At 71.6% G+C, this 16271-nt stretch carries 18 protein-coding genes; 10 read left to right on the forward strand and 8 right to left on the reverse strand.

Annotated features, from left to right (window positions below):
- The 3 genes from AC51EU_RS16845 to AC51EU_RS16855 all read left to right on the forward strand — a co-directional run.
- Positions 1-996, forward strand: a 996-nt coding sequence (locus tag AC51EU_RS16845; protein WP_496267769.1) for an AAA family ATPase, incomplete at its 5' end; no start/stop codon positions are given.
- A 422-nt stretch (positions 997-1418) separates the two neighbouring features.
- On the forward strand, positions 1419-2261 hold the full coding sequence (locus AC51EU_RS16850; RefSeq protein ID WP_496267770.1) for a DUF4232 domain-containing protein: 843 nt from the start codon (positions 1419-1421) through the stop codon (positions 2259-2261).
- Between the two features lie 118 nt (positions 2262-2379).
- Complete coding sequence (locus AC51EU_RS16855; RefSeq protein ID WP_496267771.1) at positions 2380-3066, forward strand: DUF4232 domain-containing protein; 687 nt, start codon at positions 2380-2382, stop codon at positions 3064-3066.
- A gap of 45 nt (positions 3067-3111) precedes the next feature.
- Here AC51EU_RS16855 and AC51EU_RS16860 read toward each other — a convergent pair whose 3' ends face one another.
- Entirely contained in the window at positions 3112-4914 is a 1803-nt protein-coding gene (locus tag AC51EU_RS16860) for an NHL domain-containing thioredoxin family protein (RefSeq protein WP_496267772.1), read from the reverse strand.
- 64 nt (positions 4915-4978) lie between these two features.
- On the opposite strand from AC51EU_RS16860, the gene AC51EU_RS16865 reads away from it, so the two are divergent.
- Complete coding sequence (locus AC51EU_RS16865) at positions 4979-5470, forward strand: LURP-one-related/scramblase family protein (protein WP_496267774.1); 492 nt, start codon at positions 4979-4981, stop codon at positions 5468-5470.
- Positions 5471-5486: 16 nt separating this feature from the next.
- Here AC51EU_RS16865 and AC51EU_RS16870 read toward each other — a convergent pair whose 3' ends face one another.
- On the reverse strand, positions 5487-6275 hold the full coding sequence (locus AC51EU_RS16870; RefSeq protein ID WP_496267776.1) for a carbon-nitrogen family hydrolase: 789 nt from the start codon (positions 6273-6275) through the stop codon (positions 5487-5489).
- 144 nt (positions 6276-6419) lie between these two features.
- Between AC51EU_RS16870 and AC51EU_RS16875 the strand changes: the two genes are divergently transcribed.
- On the forward strand, positions 6420-7244 hold the full coding sequence (locus AC51EU_RS16875) for a maleylpyruvate isomerase family mycothiol-dependent enzyme (RefSeq protein ID WP_496267777.1): 825 nt from the start codon (positions 6420-6422) through the stop codon (positions 7242-7244).
- Between the two features lie 57 nt (positions 7245-7301).
- A complete protein-coding gene (locus tag AC51EU_RS16880; RefSeq protein ID WP_496267778.1) occupies positions 7302-9536 on the forward strand; it encodes an NACHT domain-containing protein in 2235 nt (744 codons plus the stop codon).
- Here the strand turns inward: AC51EU_RS16880 and AC51EU_RS16885 are convergent.
- From AC51EU_RS16885 to AC51EU_RS16895, 3 genes are all read right to left on the reverse strand, one after another.
- Positions 9495-10856, reverse strand: coding sequence for an MFS transporter (locus AC51EU_RS16885; RefSeq protein ID WP_496267779.1), 1362 nt, complete (start codon positions 10854-10856; stop codon positions 9495-9497). The genes AC51EU_RS16880 and AC51EU_RS16885 overlap by 42 nt on opposite strands.
- Positions 10853-11539, reverse strand: a complete 687-nt coding sequence (locus AC51EU_RS16890; RefSeq protein ID WP_496267781.1) for a GntR family transcriptional regulator — start codon at positions 11537-11539, stop codon at positions 10853-10855. The genes AC51EU_RS16885 and AC51EU_RS16890 overlap by 4 nt, the downstream gene beginning before the upstream one ends.
- A gap of 184 nt (positions 11540-11723) precedes the next feature.
- Positions 11724-12563: a GNAT family N-acetyltransferase gene (locus AC51EU_RS16895; RefSeq protein ID WP_496267783.1), complete on the reverse strand. Its 840-nt coding sequence runs from the start codon at positions 12561-12563 to the stop codon at positions 11724-11726.
- A gap of 220 nt (positions 12564-12783) precedes the next feature.
- Here AC51EU_RS16895 and AC51EU_RS16900 point away from each other — a divergent pair, with 220 nt between their 5' ends.
- Positions 12784-12960, forward strand: a complete 177-nt coding sequence (locus AC51EU_RS16900) for a hypothetical protein (protein ID WP_496267785.1) — start codon at positions 12784-12786, stop codon at positions 12958-12960.
- Positions 12961-13000: 40 nt separating this feature from the next.
- Here the strand turns inward: AC51EU_RS16900 and AC51EU_RS16905 are convergent, their stop codons facing one another.
- Positions 13001-13186, reverse strand: a complete 186-nt coding sequence (locus AC51EU_RS16905; RefSeq protein WP_496267786.1) for a DUF397 domain-containing protein — start codon at positions 13184-13186, stop codon at positions 13001-13003.
- Between the two features lie 3 nt (positions 13187-13189).
- Complete coding sequence (locus AC51EU_RS16910) at positions 13190-14074, reverse strand: helix-turn-helix domain-containing protein (RefSeq protein ID WP_496267787.1); 885 nt, start codon at positions 14072-14074, stop codon at positions 13190-13192.
- A 181-nt stretch (positions 14075-14255) separates the two neighbouring features.
- Between AC51EU_RS16910 and AC51EU_RS16915 the strand changes: the two genes are divergently transcribed.
- The 3 genes from AC51EU_RS16915 to AC51EU_RS16925 are packed head-to-tail and all read left to right on the forward strand — an operon-like array spanning position 14256 to position 15320.
- Positions 14256-14687: an ATP-binding protein gene (locus AC51EU_RS16915; RefSeq protein ID WP_496267788.1), complete on the forward strand. Its 432-nt coding sequence runs from the start codon at positions 14256-14258 to the stop codon at positions 14685-14687.
- Positions 14688-14721: 34 nt separating this feature from the next.
- Entirely contained in the window at positions 14722-15069 is a 348-nt protein-coding gene (locus tag AC51EU_RS16920; protein ID WP_496267789.1) for a hypothetical protein, read from the forward strand.
- Positions 15066-15320: a type II toxin-antitoxin system RelE family toxin gene (locus tag AC51EU_RS16925; RefSeq protein ID WP_496267790.1), complete on the forward strand. Its 255-nt coding sequence runs from the start codon at positions 15066-15068 to the stop codon at positions 15318-15320. Before AC51EU_RS16920 ends, AC51EU_RS16925 begins: the two co-directional genes overlap by 4 nt.
- A 62-nt stretch (positions 15321-15382) precedes the next feature.
- Here the strand turns inward: AC51EU_RS16925 and AC51EU_RS16930 are convergent.
- The coding region (locus tag AC51EU_RS16930; RefSeq protein WP_496267792.1) for a dihydrolipoamide acetyltransferase family protein at positions 15383-16271 on the reverse strand (889 nt) is incomplete at its 5' end.

Raw genomic sequence — 16271 nt, forward strand, 5'->3', positions numbered from 1 at the left:
TTCCTCGGCCGTGAACCCCAACTCGCCGCGCTGACCGGCACCCTGACCGACCGCACGACGGGGGACAGCCCGCTCGCCGTGGTCGCGGGACCGGCCGGCGTCGGCAAGACCGCCTGCGCCGTGCAGTGGGCGCACCAGCACGCCGCCGCCTTCCCCGACGGCCAGCTCTTCGCCGACCTGGGCGGCTTCGGCGAAGGCGATGAGGCCCAACCCGCCGAGGTCCTGCGCGACTTCCTGCTCGCGCTCGGCACCCCGGCGGCGCGTGTTCCCTCCTCGGCCCAGGCCGCTTCCGCGCTGTTCCGGTCACTGGTCGCGGACCGCAGACTGCTGGTCGTCCTGGACAACGCCGGCAGCTCGGCCCAGGTGCGGCCGCTGCTGCCCGGCGGACGGCACTGCGCCACCGTCGTCACCAGCCGCAGCCGCCTCGACGGCCTGGTCGCCACCGACTGCGCCCGTCCGGTCGGCCTCCAGGCCCTCGGTCACGAGGAGGGCGCCGCCCTGCTCGGCGCGATGCTCGGACCGGAACGGGTCGCCGAGGACCCGGCGGCCGCACGGGAACTCGTCGGGCTGTGCGACGGTCTGCCTCTGGCGCTGCGGGCCGCCGCCGCGCAGCTCACCGCCCGGCCGCGCTGGCGGCTGGCCCGGCTGGCCGCCGCACTGCGCGACGAGCGGCGGCGGCTGTCCCTGCTGTCGGCGGAGGACACCGGTATCGCGGCGGCGCTGCGGATGTCCGTGGCCCGGCTGTCGGCGGACGACGCACGGCTGTTGAGCGCCCTGGCCACCAGCGCCGACGGGCACCTGAACGCCTCGGTCGCGGCCTCGCTCGCCGGTTACGATCCGGAGCGCACCCAGGACGGACTGGACCGGCTCACCGATATGCACCTGGTGGACGAGGAGTCCACCGATGTCTACACGATCAGTACGCTCACCCAGCTGTTCGCACGGGACACGCGCGCGGAGGACGAGGAGCGGTCGGGGGGCGACGGGGGGAAGTAGGCCAACGAGCCTTGGGGTCAGGGAAGATGAGCCGTTTCACGTGAAACGGAGCGATGGAAGCGATTCCCTTCTGTCCGCCAGTTCCCTTTGCCATTACGGAAGATGATGGCGGCGGTGGTCGCTGCCTCGCATCGCGTTTCACGTGAAACGGGACGGGCGCGGCGCCCACCCGCATCTCTCTCGCTACCGCGCATGAGGACGACGGCCCGTCGCGATGCGCCGTTTCACGTGAAACACATGGCGGGTACGGCAACTCCCGCAGCTCGTCGTGTATCCGCGATGCCGTACGCCAACAGGAAAAGGACGTCACGGCGGGGCCGGAACTGTCCCCCGAAGGCGTTAGGCAGGCGTTAGTGGCACGGCAGTGGGCACCGGCAGTCTGAGAAGGCTCGCAGCACATCCGACCCGCCGGGGAGAACGCCATGCCGCGCATCGACGCACGCCCCGCCGTCGCCGCTCGACGCCCGCGCCGTACGGCCCTGCGGCATCGGGCACCCCGGCTCGCGGCGGCCGCCCTGACCGTCGTCGCCACCTGCACCTTCACCGCCTGCAACATCCAGGAGGACTCGCTCAGGACATCCGAGGCACCGTCGTTCGACCCGGCACCCCAGGAGGCCAAGGGGATGGCGGCGCAGCAGGAGACCGCGTCGCCGGGCGCCACACCGGAGCCCCGGCCCGGCAAGGGACACAGTGCGACGCCCCGGCCGGAGAACAACGGGGAACGGTCCGGCGGCACACCGGCGGAGAGTCCCGCTGCCGGACACGGTGGTGGCAGCACCGGGCGGGCCGGAACGGCCGCGCCCCCCGGTCACGAAGACCGCCCCGGCCCCGAGGCCCCCCGGCCCGTCTGCGAGGTGAAGCACCTCGACTTCACCGTCAGCCCGCTCGCCCGGCCCCTCAACCATCTGCTGCTGAAGGCGAAGAACACCTCCGGCAGCGCCTGCGATCTCACCGCGTACCCGTATCTGACGTTCGGCGATGCCCGGTCCTCGGTCACCGCGCTCCAGGACAGCCAGCCGCGGGCCGTGGTCACGCTGGCTCCCGACGCGTCCGGCTATGCCTCCGTGATGACCTCCTCGGCCGACGGCAGCGGCCGGGGCGGCCACAGGGTGACCTCAGTGTCGATCAGCCTTCCCGGCCCGGGCGGACACGGCTTCTCGGGCGGTTCGGCGCGGGTGGCACTGCCCGGCGGCGCGGTGTACCTCGACGACAGTGCGTGGGTCTCCTACTGGCAGAAGGACCCGGACACCGCCGCCTCCTGGTAGCCCGCCCACCGGCCGGGGCACCCTGCCCATCCTCCGCCGCACGGACCGATCGCTATCGTGGCCGTGCCATGGCCGAGGCACCGCCCCGTCGGGCGGTGCGAGACACGGGGGAACTCTCTTGACCACACGCTGTTTTCGTCGCCGCTCCACCGCGTACGCCGCGCTGGCCGTCGGGCTCTGCTCCACGCTGGTGCTGACGGGTTGCAGCGGCGGTTCGTCCGGCAAGCGCGGCTCGCGGCACTCCTCGTCGCATTCCTCGTCCTCGTCACACTCCTCGTCGTCGCACTCGTACACGTCGCCCCACCGCTATCCGCCCCGGACCATCGGGGGTACGCACCACAGGAGCACCCCCACCCCGGCGGCGCGGCGGACGACCGATTGCTCCCCCGGCTCGTACGGGGTCAGCTTCTCCCAGCGGCGGGGGCAGGGCGGCCCGGTGACCGTGTCGTTCAGGAACACCGCGAACCGTCCCTGCCGCCTCTACCGCGCTCCGCTGCTGCGTTTCGACGGGGCCGCCAAGCCGCTGCCGCCGGTACGGAAGAACTCCGGCGCCCGTCTCACGGTGCCGCCGCGCGGCACGGCCTACGCGGTCATCTCCGCCGGCACCACCCTCGCCAAGCGCACGGAGAGCTCCTCGGTGTCCGTGGCGTTCGCGGGTTCCTCGGAGGGTTCCGCGCCGCGCGGGCCGGTGACCGTCAGCCTCCTGGCCGAGCGCAACCGGATCTCGGTCGGCACCGGCAAGGTCACCGACTGGAACTCCAGTTTCCAGGAAGCGCAGCTCGCGGCCCAGCAGTCGGCGCGGTGACCGGCCGGCCGCTGCCCGCCTGCGTCGGGCGGGCAGCGGCCTCCGTCATCCGGCGTCCATCCCCGCGAGCACCAGTCCCAGCCGCTCCGTCCCGCCGGGGACGACCGTGACCGGGACGCCCCAGTCCTGCTGGTGGACGTGGCAGGCCGGGTACGCGATGTCCGGTGCGTCGTCGCAGGACGCGGCCATCGCGGAGACGTGCAGCACGCCCTCGGTCACGCCGTCGGCCAGGACGAGATCGCGTGCCAGGTCCGTGCCCGCGCCCGCGCCGTCGGCCAGCAGCTCCGGCGGAGTGGCGCTGACCAGGAGGCGGGTGGAGGGCCCGTAGCGGGTGTCGAGCTTCTGGCCGGCCGGTGCCTGGAAGACGACGTCCAGCCGCAGCCGGCCCGGGGCGACCTCGGTGGCGGCGCGCTGGGTGCGGTGCGCCACCGCCTCGACGCGTACCGCCTCCTCCGGCAGGCGCAGTCGCGTCAGGCGGTGCCGGGCCGACTCGACGACCACGATGTCGTCGCCGTCGAGGACCGCGTCCGACGGCTCCCGCAGGTCCGTCGCCAGCGTGGTGACCTCGCCGCTCGCGGGGTCGTAGCGCCGCAGCGCGTGGTTGTAGGTGTCGCTGACGGCCACGGAACCGTCCGGGAGAGCGGTGACGCCCAGCGGGTGCTGGAGGAGGGCCTGGTCGGCGGCGCCGTCGCGGTGACCGAAGTCGAAGAGGCCGGTGCCGACGGCCGTACGGACGGCGTATCCGTCGCCGTCGCGTGCCACCCAGCGCAGTGCGCTGGTCTCCGAGTCGGCGAGCCACAGGCGGTCGCCGGCCGCGGCGAGGCCGGACGGCTGGGCGAACCACGCCTCGTCGGCGGGCCCGTCCACCAGCCCCTCGTTGGTCGTGCCCGCGGCGACGGCCACGGTGCCGTCGGCCGGATCGTACGTCCACAGCTGGTGCACCCCGGCCATCGCGATCCACAGCCGTTCCTGCCACCACGCGACGTCCCACGGTGAGGAGAGGGCGACCTCACGGGCCGGTCCGGAGGTCGGGGAGCCCTGCCACCACTGCCTTCCGGTGCCGGCCACGGTCTCCAGCGTGCCGGTCGCGGGGTCGAGGACCCGGATCGCGTGGTTGACGGTGTCCGCCACGGCGACCGTGCCGTCGGGCAGCAGGGCCAGGCCCTGTGGCTCGTTGAGGGTGTCCGGGCCGAGTCCGCGCTCGCCGGTGCCGATGCGGCGCAGCACGCGCTCGCCGTCCGCGGCGAGTTCGACGAGCTGGTGGCGGGTGGTGTCGGAGACGAGGAGGGTGCCGGAGGGCAGGCGCAGGGCCTTGCCGGGGAAGCGGAGGTCGGTGGCGACCGGCTCGGGCGCCACGTAGGGTCCGTCGCCGCGGCGGAGGGTGCCCTTGGCGCCGTGTTCGGCCTCCAGCTCCTCGATCAGGGTCCCGATGGCGTGTGCGTGGCCCTCGCCGGCGTGCTGGGCGACGACATAGCCCTCAGGGTCGATGACGACCAGCGTCGGCCAGGCGCGGACCGCGTACTGCTTCCAGGTGGCCAGTGCGGGGTCGTCCAGTACGGGGTGCTCGACGCCGTAGCGTTCGACGGCGTCGACGACGGCCTGGTGGTCGGCCTCGTGGACGAACTTCGGCGAGTGCACGCCGATGATCACCACGGTGTCGCGGTGCCGTTCCTCCAGCTCGCGCAGCTCGTCGAGGACGTGCAGGCAGTTCACACAGCAGAACGTCCAGAAGTCGAGGACGACAATGCGTCCTCGCAGGTCGGAGAGGGTCAGTTCCTTGTCGCCGGTGTTCAGCCAGCCGCCCTCGCCGATCAGCTCGGGGGCCCGGACGCGCGCACGTGAAGCCATGCCGCCATTCAACGTCACCCCGACGCATGCGCATTCCCCAGGTCCCCCGGGGAACATGTGCCCCATGAAATACCTGGTACGCGACCGGATCTTCGGCATCGGCGACGACTACTGGATCGTGGACGACCACGGGCGGCATGCGTTCCTCGTGGACGGCAAGGCGCTGCGGCTGCGGGAGACCTTCGAGCTGAAGGACCACGAGCGGCGGGTGCTGATCACCGTCCGCAAGAAAATGCTGAGCCTGCGCGACACGATGACGCTGGAGCGGGACGACCGCCCGCTCGCCACGATCCGGCGCAAACGGCTCTCCCTGCTGCGCCACCACTACCGCGTGGAACTGGTCGACGGCACCGAACTGGACGTCAGCGGCAAGATCCTCGACCGGGAGTTCGCGATCGAGTACGACGGCGAGCTGCTGGCGGAGGTCTCACGGAGGTGGCTGACCCTGCGCGACCACTACGGGATCAATGTCGTCCGGGAGGACGTGGACCCGCCCCTGCTGATCGCGGTCGCGGTGTGCGTGATCAGGCTGGCGGAGCGGGAACACGAGGAGTGACCGCGCCGGCCGTCCGTCAGGGACGGTCGAGGCCCAGGAGGCGGTCGCGCAGGACGGGGAAGGCGGCGCGGGTGGCGGCGACCTTGGCGGGATCGAGGTCCACGGTCAGTACCTCCTCGTCCGGCCCGGCCTCGGCGAGCACCTCGCCCCACGGGTCGACGACGACGCTGTGACCGGCCTGTTCGATGCCCGCGTGGGTGCCGGAGGTGCCGCAGGCCAGGACGTACATCTGGTTCTCGACGGCGCGGGCGCGGGCCAGCAGCGACCAGTGGGCGCGGCGGCGGGCGGGCCAACCGGCGGGCAGCACCAGCATCTCCGCCCCCGCGTCGGTCAGTTGCCGGAACATCTCGGGGAAGCGCAGGTCGTAGCAGGTGGCCAGGCCCAGGGTGGTGTCCGGCAGGGGGACGGTGACGATCCGGTCGCCCGCGCCGAGCAGTACCGCCTCGCCCTCGTCGAACCCGAAGCGGTGGATCTTGCGGTAGGACGCGGCGAGCGTCCCGTCGGGGGAGAAGACCAGGGACGTGTTGTAGAGGGTGCCGTCCGCCGCCCGTTCGACGACCGATCCGGCGTGCAGCCAGACCCCGGCGTCCCGCGCGGCCGCGGACATCGCGTCATGTGTCGGCCCGGTGAGCGGTTCGGCCTCGGTGGCGAAGAGGTCGGCGGCGAACGCGCCGACCGGCCACAGCTCGGGCAGGACCACGAGGTCACTGCCGGCCTGTTCACGAACGAGTGAGGCCGCCCGCTTCCGCCGGGAATCAACGGGTTCCACGGGGTCCACGGCGATCTGGATCAACGAGGCGCGCACACTACCACCGCCTAAGCTTCAGGGCCGGTCAGCTGTCGGAAAACTCCCTACGATGGTCACCCGAAAGCACTGCCGGGGTGCCCGTGCGCAGCGTAACTTAACTGCACAGACCGCAGCCCGCGTACGAACCGTTCGAGGGGTCCCGTGACCGTCCATCCCAGCCTTCAGTCCTCCATCGACGCCTGGACGCACTCCATTGACGCGATCACCGAGCTGGTGACGCCCCTCGTCGAAAGCGAGTGGAGCGGTGCGACGGACCTGCCAGGGTGGTCCGTGCGCGATGTCGTCTCGCACATCATCGGTCTGGAGAGCGAGATGCTGGGCGATCCCCGCCCGATCCACTCGCTGCCCCGCGACCTCTACCACGTGCGCAGCGAGTCGGCGCGCCGGATGGAGGTGCAGGTGGATGTCCGCCGGCACCACACCGCACCGGAGATGCTCTCCGAGCTCGAATACATCATCATCCGGCGCTCCCGGCAGCTGCGGAACGAGACCCGGCAGCCGGACGCGATGGTGCGCAGCCCGTTCGAGGAGGACCGCACGCTGGACTTCGTCCTCCAGCAGCGGGCGTTCGACGTCTGGGTGCACGAGCAGGATCTGCGGCGAGCCCTCGGCCAGCCCGGCAACCTCGATTCCCCCGGGGCGCAGGTGACGAGGGATCTGCTGGTGAAGGCGCTGCCGATGATCGTCGCCAAGAGGGCGAAGGCGCCCTCCGGCTCCGCGGTGGTCTTCGATGTGACCGGGTCGGTGGAGTTCATGCGCACGGTGCGGGTGGACGCCGAGGGCAAGGGCACGGTCGACGGCAGTGTGTCGCTCGGCCCGACCGTGACCCTGACGCTGGACTGGGAGGTCTTCGTCCGGCTGGCGTGCGGCCGGACGCGGCCCGCGGCAGTCGCCGGGGACGTCACGATCGACGGTGAGAGCGAGCTGGCCGCCGCGATCCTGGACAACTTCGCGGTGACGCCGTAGCGGTGGCCCGTCGGCCGCGCCTGCCCGCGGCCGGTGGCGCGGGACATGGAGGGGGCCATGCACGCAGAGGGCGGCGCGGGGACGGGTGACGACGATCCGCGCCCGGCCAAGGTCGCGAACACCGTCAGCAACAGCACCGTGGGCGTGCTCAACCAGGGCGAGCACGTCGTCTTTCAGCAGCATGTGTACGAGGCGTCCGATCCACTCGACGCCGCCGCACGGGATCTGGCGGGAGCGGTCCGCCAGCAGTGGCGGGAGGAGACCCGTGCCCGCCGGCTGTACCTTCCCCGTCCACTGCCCGTCGGCTGGACGGCGAGCGAGACGGTCCCCGTTTCACGTGAAACACGCGACGCCGACCCGCTCGACCAACTCGCCGCCCATGTCAGCGCGTTACGCCTGCCCCGGCTGGTCATCCTGGGCGCTCCCGGCGGCGGCAAGACCACGCTGGCGATGCGGCTCGTCCTCGCACTGCTCGACGTCCCGCGACCGCCCCTCGTCCCCGTCCTGCTGACCCTCGCCTCCTGGAATCCGCGGCGGGACGATCTGCGGAGCTGGACCATCCGCCGCATCGGCGAGGACTACGCCACCGTCCTTCCACGCGGTGCGGCGAAGCGGCTGGTCCAGGAGGGCCGTGTCCTTCCCGTGCTCGACGGTCTGGACGAGATCGCGCCGGAGCTGCGGGCGAGCGCCCTCCCGCAGATCGACGCGGCCTTCGACAGCGGCGACCCGATCGTTCTCACCAGCCGCACCCGCGAGTTCCGCGAGGTGGCCGAACGCGACAGCGGGGTGCTCAACGCCCTGGTGGTGGAGACGGCGCCGGTGCCGCTGCCGGAGGTCACGGCGTTCCTGCGGGCGTACGACGGCGGGCGGCGGGGCAACCGCTGGGGACCCGTTCTCGACGAGTTGTCCCGCAGACCCGGCATGGACGCCGTGCTGAGCAGCCCGCTGGTCGTCAGCCTGATGCGGTTGCAGTACCAGGGGGACGCCGATCCGCGCGCTCTGCTGGACGAGAGGGCCTTCCCGGACGCGGCCGCCCTGGAACGGCATCTGCTGGCCGAGGTGGTCCCCGTGGCGTTCGGCAGGAGAACACCGGCCGACGATCCCGAGGCCCCCGGGCAGCCCGCCCACCGCTGGCCGCGGGAGAAGGCGGCGCGCTGGCTGACCGAGCTGGCGCACCGCGCCGAAGGGGACGATCTGGCGTGGTGGCAGCTGCCGCGGAACGTCCTGGGGCGGCATGCGGGGGCGGTCACCGTGACCGTGGCCGCGCTGTGGGGCACGGCGGCCGTCCTGCTGCTGCGGGCGGCACACCCGGGGCTCCTCGGCGTGTGGGAGACGGGCGGGCTGGCCGTGACCGCGCTGGTCCTCGGGGCCCTGTGCGCCCTGGCGTTCTCCCGGAACGTCACCGTCGGCACGGCCACGGCGTGGCAGGAGAGCGGGACGAAGCGGCGGGGCATGCTGCGGAAGACCTTCGGGCACCTGGTCTCGCTCGTGCTGTCCGCTATGGTGGCGGCCGTGGCGGTGGCGCTCCCCGTCGGTCTGACCGCGGTCTTCTTCTTCATCACGGACATCAACCGCGAGGCGGCGTCCGAGTGCGCCTTCGTCGCCGACGGCACGTGCTACCAGATCGTCGACCGGCACCCGTTCAGCAGCTCCACGGACACGGACTACGAGGCCGTGCCGGTGGACCCGAAGGACCTCCCGCACTACGTCCCGGTGTCGTACGCCCCGATCACCGACCGGATTCCGCTGTTCCTGGCCCTGGCGCTGGCCCTCGGCGTGGTGGTGTGGATCTTCACGGTGCTGTCGGCGCACCGGACCCGGATCGACGCGGCCTCGTCCCCCGCTTCCGTTCTGCGCACCGCCCGCGGGCGCGCGGTCCGGCTTCTGCTGCTGACGGCCGCGAGCGGGGTGATCGGCGCCGTTCTCGTACGGACGCTGCCGGGCGTCCCGCCGGTGGCGAAGACCGCCGTCCTCCTGGCGGGCGGCACCCTCGCGGCGGGTGTGCTGGTCCTGCCGGTGTGGACGCGGTACCTGGTGGGGCTGGGCCTGCTCGCGGTGCGCGGCCGGCTGCCGTGGCGGCTGATGGCGTTCTGCGAGGACGCCCACACGCTGGGGGTGCTGCGGCAGGCCGGTTCGCTGTACCAGTTCCGGCACGGCCGGTTGAAGGAGCATCTGGCGGCGCGGCATCCGCGCCACCGGGAGACGGAGGGCGCGGGCGGAAGGCCCGCGCCCACCGAGGCGGACACCCCGTCAGGCGGGGACGTGGACGGCCTCGACCCGGCTCGCCACTAGCCTCTCCCGTTCGCGGCGGTCCGCGCGGCGCCGCAGTCGCAGGATCTGCGAGACGCCCAGGACCTCCAGGAAGAAGACCGAGGCGAACGCGATGCGGTAGTTCTGGCCGGTCGCGTCCAGCAGGATGCCGATGGCCAGCAGTGTCGTCATCGAGGCGGTGAATCCGCCCATGTTGACGATGCCGGAGGCGGTGCCCTGGCGCTCCGGCGGGTTGGCCGGGCGGGCGTAGTCGAACCCGATCATCGAGGCGGGCCCACAGGCGCCCAGCACCACACACAGCACGATCAGCAGCGCCATCGGCGCGTGCGCCCCCGGCCAGGCCAGGGTGAGCGCCCACACCACGGCGGTCAGGGCGACCGTGCCGAGCGCCAGCGGCGCGCGGGCCGCGTGGTGGCGGGCGATGATCTGCCCGTAGACGAGGCCGACGGACATGTTGGACAGCACCACCAGGGTCAGCAGATCACCGGCCGTGCCCCGGGACAGGCCCTGCGCCTCGACCAGGAACGGCAGTCCCCACAGCAGCAGGAAGACCATCGCCGGGAACTGGGTGGTGAAGTGCACCCACATGCCCAGCCGGGTGCCGGGCTCGCGCCAGGCGTCCGCGATCTGCCGCCGGACGAAGGCGGCACCGGTGTGCGAGGCCGGGGCGGGCGGCGGCGCGAAACCCTTGGGGTGGTCGGTGAGGAAGGCCACCAGCAGGACCAGGACGATGATGCCGCCGACCGCGCTGGACGCGAAGGTCGGCGTCCAGCCGAAGCTGTGCAGCAGCCGGGCCAGGACCAGGGTGGAGATCAGGTTGCCGGCCATGCCGACGAGCGCGGCGATCTGCGCGACCACCGGGCCGCGCCGCGCCGGGAACCAGCGCGAGCCCAGCCGCAGCACGCTGATGAACGTCATCGCGTCACCGCAGCCGAGCAGCGCGCGCGAGCCGAGCGCCGTGCCGTACGAGGCGGAGAAGGCGAAGCCGAACTGGCCGACGGTGTAGAGGACGACGCCGAGGGCCAGCACCTTCTTGGCGCCGAGCCGGTCGACGAGCAGGCCGACGGGGATCTGCATCGCCGCGTAGACCAGCAGTTGGAGGATGGAGAAGGTGGACAGCGCCGAGGCGTTGATGTGGAAGCGGTCGGCGGCGTCGAGGCCGGCGACGCCCAGGCTCGTCCGGTAGGTGACGGCGACGAAGTAGACGGCGACGCCGATGCCCCAGACCAGGACGGCCCGCGTGCCGCCGGGCGGGTCCCCGGCGGATATCCGGGCGGGGGCGGCGCCGCCGGTACTTCCGCCGTTCTCGGCGCTCTCCCCCGGCACGGTACTGCCGCTCATCGGCCGTCCCCCTGGGCGAGGGCGCGGACCCAGGAGACGTGCCGCCCGACGGCTTCGGCGGCCGCTTCGGCGTCACCGGCCCGGAGCGCTTCGAGGATCTCGGCGTGCTCGGCGATGTTCTTGGCGATCCGGTCGGGCTGGGCGTGCATCACCGCGACGCCCATCCGCAGCTGGCGGTCGCGCAGCTGCTCGTAGAGGCGGTCGAGGATGTGGTTGCCCGCGTTGCGGACGATGGCGGCGTGGAAGCAGCGGTCGGTGACCGAGACGGCGGCGAGATCGCCGGCCGCGGCCTGCTCCTTCATCGTCTCCAGCAGCTCCGTCAGCTCGCTGATCAGGGCTTCAGGGGCGGGGACGGCCCTCGCCGCGGCATGCGTCTCGACGAGCAGCCGGGTCTCGACCACATCCGCGATCTCCTGCGCGGAGACCGGCAGGACCAGTGCGCCCTTCTTCGGGTAGAGCTTGATCAGCCCCTCGACCTCCAGCCGCAGCAGGGCCTCCCGCACCGGCGTGCGCGACACCCCGACCTCGCCGGCCAGCTCTCCCTCGGTGAGGAGCATGCCGCCCTCGTAGCGGCGCTCCAGGACGGCTTCCTTGACGTGCGTGTAGACGCGTTCGGCGGCCGGGGGCTGTTTGGCGGGAGTGTCGGGTGCGGGGGCAGGGTGGGGTGCGGTTGCGGATGTCATGCACACAGGATAGATACAACACGTATACGAACGTCGAATCCTTCCACGATGCGGACAGCGCGCCGGACAACAGGTGAGGGCGGCGCCCGCGCGCCCACCGGCGCGTACGCCGGCGCACGGCGCCCACGCGAAGGGGCCGGGGCGGATCAGTGATCCACCCCGGCCCCTCGGACGGTCCCCGCTCTCAGGGGCGCATCAGCCCCTGCGCGACCAGCCGGTCCACCACCTGCGAGTGCGCCGGCGCGCAGCGCTCGCGCGCCTCCTCGCGGTCCATCCACGCGTACTCGGCGATCTCCCGGCCCGGCACCGGCGCGATGTCCTGCGGCCCACCGGTGAAGCACGTCATGTGCAGCCGGCGGCCGTTCTGCCCGTGGGCGACGTCATGGACGACGAACGCCTCCGTCAGCTCCCCGGCCGGGACGGTGATGCCCAGCTCCTCGGAGAGTTCCCGCGACAGCGCCTCCACGGCCGTCTCGCCCTCCTCGTACTTGCCCCCGGGCAGGTAGAAGGTGTCGTTGCCGCGCGTTCGCACGCTCAGCAGGCGGCCCTCGCGCAGATGCAGCCAGGAGACGGAGCGCAGCGGCGCCCGGCGCTCCATCTCGATGACGGTCTCGCCGGTCTGTTCGTCCACCTCGCGGCCGCACTCCGTGAAGCCGATGAACTCGTAGAAGCGGCGGGAGCGGTGGTTCTTCTCGAAGACCCCGAGCGTGAGCGCGCCGTGCAGCGAGGCCGCGTGCTCGACGAGCGCGCGTCCCGTTCCGCGCCCCTGCGCCTCCGGCGCGACGAACAGCCCGCCTATCTCGGAACCCATCAGGCCCAGCAGGCCCACGACCTTCCCGTCGTGCTCGGCGACCCAGTTGTCCGCCTGGACGAGGTAGACCTCACGGAGCAGGCGCAGCCGCTCCCCTTCCCCCTCGCCCTCGATGAACGGATGCGCCTCGCGCACCGCCCGCGACCACAGATCGGTCACGGCCTCCTCGTCAGTCGCCCGATACCGCCGGATGATCGTGTCGCTGCTGCTCATGGCGCCGACCGTAAGCGGGCCGCCCGCCCACGGCAAACCGTTTGCCGCACCCCGCCACGGTGGGACCGGCACGGGCTTTCTCTACCGGAAGGGGGAGAGGCCGGTACTTCTCAAGTCGGACACGGGTCCGTACCTGGCGCGTACGGATCAGCGCGAATTCCGTGGGTGAATGGAATCACCGGGCCGACCGTCCCGGTCCACCCAAGGGGGAAAGACCACCATGCACCTCAGGAGCACCTTCGGCCGCCGCACCCGCAACGCCCTCGCCGTGGCCCTGCTCGTCGGCGCCGTCTGGGCGAGCGCCGCCGCCCTCGCCCGCCACACCGGCGCCGACACCTCGCCCGAGACGGGCCCACTCGGCCACTTCAGCCGCGCCGTCGAGCTGGTCCGGGGCTGACGCACCCCCCTGGCGGGGAGCCGACCGACGCAACGGCCCGTCACACGCGGCCGCCGACCACCATCCGCCGGAACGCGTCCCACTCCGCCGCACCACACCGCAGCACCGGGCCGTCCGGGGACTTGGAGTCCCGGACGGCTATGGTGCCGGGGACGTTGACGGCCACTTCGACGCATTCTCCGCTGGACGAGCTGTAGCTGGACTTCGCGAACCTGAACTCGTTCACGGATCACATCTCCTTGCGGATTTCTTCGATCAGGGCAGTCGAATCCTGGGGTGCGAGGCTGAGCCGCGCCGTCCGGTCGAAGAACGTGCTGTATACGGCGCTTTCTTCCACGTTTTCCACCCACACGGTTGATGCCATCGTATCGATGTGGACGACGTCAACAGCCTCCGCCTCCGAGAAAGAGACGATGTTGAACGCCCCGGTGGCACAAGGGTGCCCACCGCTGCGGAACGGCATCACCTGAAGACGTACGTGAGGTAGTTCAGCGACGTCCAGCAGACGTTCCAGCTGCTTGCGCATTACCTTCGTACCGCCCACTTCTTGACGGAGCGCCGCTTCCCAGACCACGGCGTACATCTCCAACGGCTTCTCTCCACCAAGCCGGTTCTGCCGTTTCATGCGGACCTCAACGATCCGCTCGATGTCGTCCGGGTCTTCCCACAGGCCATCGCTGACTGCCAATGCCCGCGCATATTCCGCGGTCTGGAAAAGACCAGGGACCAGCGAGATCTGCCATGTCCGGACGCGGCTGGCCATGTCCTCCATGGCGACATACTCGGCCATCGCACCCGCGTCGGGAGAGTGTTGCCACCAGCCTTTCGCCTTGCGGCGCTCACGGTCGAGACGGGCCAGGTCGAGGAGTCGCGTGACGGCCTTGGGATCGTCGACCCCGTACAACTCGCACATCACGCGAATGTCCGGGTCACGGATCGGAACCCAGCCCCGCTCCATCTTGACCACCTTGGTGGCCGTCGCGCTGAGTACCTCAGCGGCCTGTTGTTGCGTCTTGTCGGCGGCGTTCCGAAGCCTCAGCAACTCACCACCGAGCCTGCGACCCAGCACAGTTGATGGCCGTTTTCCCTGAGCGTTCGCTCTCGTGCGCTTCACAGGGACCAGTGTGGCCACCCCGGTGCCCGGAGCGCGACACCCTTCACCCTTACGAGGAAGATATTCCTGAAGAATGTTGCACGCCCTCACCGCGCACACTACGTTCGCCGCCAATCGCCCGCACCAGCGCCTCACTTGGCGCCTCCACGCGGGCTCCGACCGCACAGGGAGGTGCGCGTCCATGACCGCGCAGGTCGAAGAACCGGACGGCGAGCGCTACGACGTCGCGAACTACACCCCGTACGCCGAGAACGTCCGGAGAGCCCGGAAGCGGGTGGCGCGGCTGGTCGCGGAGTGGGGTGATCCGGAGGTGGCCGGTGATGCGGCGATCGTCGCGAGTGAGCTGGCGAGCAACGCCTTGCTGCACGGCGGGCTGTGCGACCGGCTCTTTCGGGTGGAGTTGTTCCGTACGGACGGCGTGCTGCGGATCGCGGTCACCGACCCGAAGGGGGAGCACTGGCCGTACCCCCGGTTCGGCACCACCGACGACGACCAGTTCGGGCGGGGCCTGCTGATCGTCCGGGCCCTCGCGCAGAGCTGGGGCGTCACGGACCGGACCGTCGGCAAGACGGTGTGGGCGGAGCTGGAGGTCACGGGCGGGGCGGGGGCGTAGCAGTACGGTGCCGGAACGGCGAAAGGGGACGAACATGACGGCGGAATGGCGACGGGCGGTGGCAGGTGCCCGGGAGGCCACCGGGTTCGCGGGGCCCGATCCCGCTCGTACGGTCGGCGGCATCGGCGCGGCGCTCCGGCTCGACCACCGTGCCGACTACTACACGGAGCTGGGGAAACTGGGGGACGCCGGGGCGTTCGAGGCGTTCCTCCATCACTGGTGGACGCAGGCGCTGGCGGACTCGGCGGGGGACGAGCAAGAACGCGAGGCGGCGATCGACTTCGCCGATGTGGCCGTCTCCTTGTTCGCACGTGCCACGGGAGATCCCACGTTCACCCAGGAGCAGATCGCCACCGGCGTCTTCGGAGAGGCGGCCCCGTGAGCTGCACCATCGTCTGGAGGCGGGCCGCCTCCGAAGGGCTCAAGCGGCTCAGGGAACGCGATGGTGAATCGGTCAAGCCGCTGGTCAGAGCGATCAATGCGCTCGCGGACAATCCCGAGCCGGAGGCCAGCAGCAAACTGGGCGGGACCGGTCTACGACGGCTCCGCGTCGGCATTTACCGGGCCGCCTACGAGATCAACGGGGGAACCATCGCCATCGAGGTCTTGATGGTGGGCAGCACCGCCGCCTGACCCGCGCGAAAACGCCGTCGGCCCGCCCGTACGAAGCGGGCGGGCCGACGACCGTGCGGGGATCACCCCCAGGTGATCAGCCGCTTCGGGCGTTCGAGGACGGCGGCGATGTCGGCGAGGAACTTGGAGCCGAGTTCGCCGTCGATCAGGCGGTGGTCGAAGGAGAGCGCCAGGGTGGTGACGTGGCGGGGCTTGACCTTGCCCTTGTGGACCCAGGGCTGGAGCTTGATCGCGCCGACGGCGAGGATCGCGGATTCGCCGGGGTTGAGGATCGGGGTGCCGGTGTCGACGCCGAAGACGCCGACGTTGGTGATGGTGACGGTTCCGCCGGTCATGGCCGCCGGGGAGGTCTTGCCCTCGCGGGCGGTGGCGACCAGTTCGCCCAGTGCGGCGGCGAGTTCGGGGAGCGTCTTGGCGCCCGCGTCCTTGATGTTCGGGACGATCAGGCCGCGCGGGGTGGCGGCCGCGATGCCGAGGTTGACGTAGTCCTTGCGGACGATCTCCTGGTTGGCCTCGTCCCAGGCGGCGTTGACGTCGGGGTGACGCCGGAGGGCGACCAGAAGCGCCTTGGCGATCAGCAGCAGTGGGTTGACGCGCACGCCGGCCAGGTCCGGGTCCTGCTTGAGTTCCTGGACGAGCTTCATCGTGCGGGTCACGTCGACGGTGATGAACTCCGTGACGTGCGGCGCGGTGAACGCGGAGGCCACCATCGCCTGGGCGGTGGCCTTGCGGACGCCCTTGATCGGGATGCGGGTCTCCCGCGCGGCGGCGACCTCGGCCGGAGCGGCCTCGACCGTGGCCTGCGGGGCGGGAGCGGCGGCCGGGACGGCGGCGGCCTGGACATCGGCCCGGGTGATGATCCCGTCCGGGCCGGTCGGGGTGACCGTGGCCAGGTCGATGCCGAGGTCCTTGGCGAGCTTGCGCACCGGGGGCTTGGCCAGCGGACGCCCG

The sequence above is a fragment of the Candidatus Streptomyces philanthi genome, from assembly GCF_059553635.1.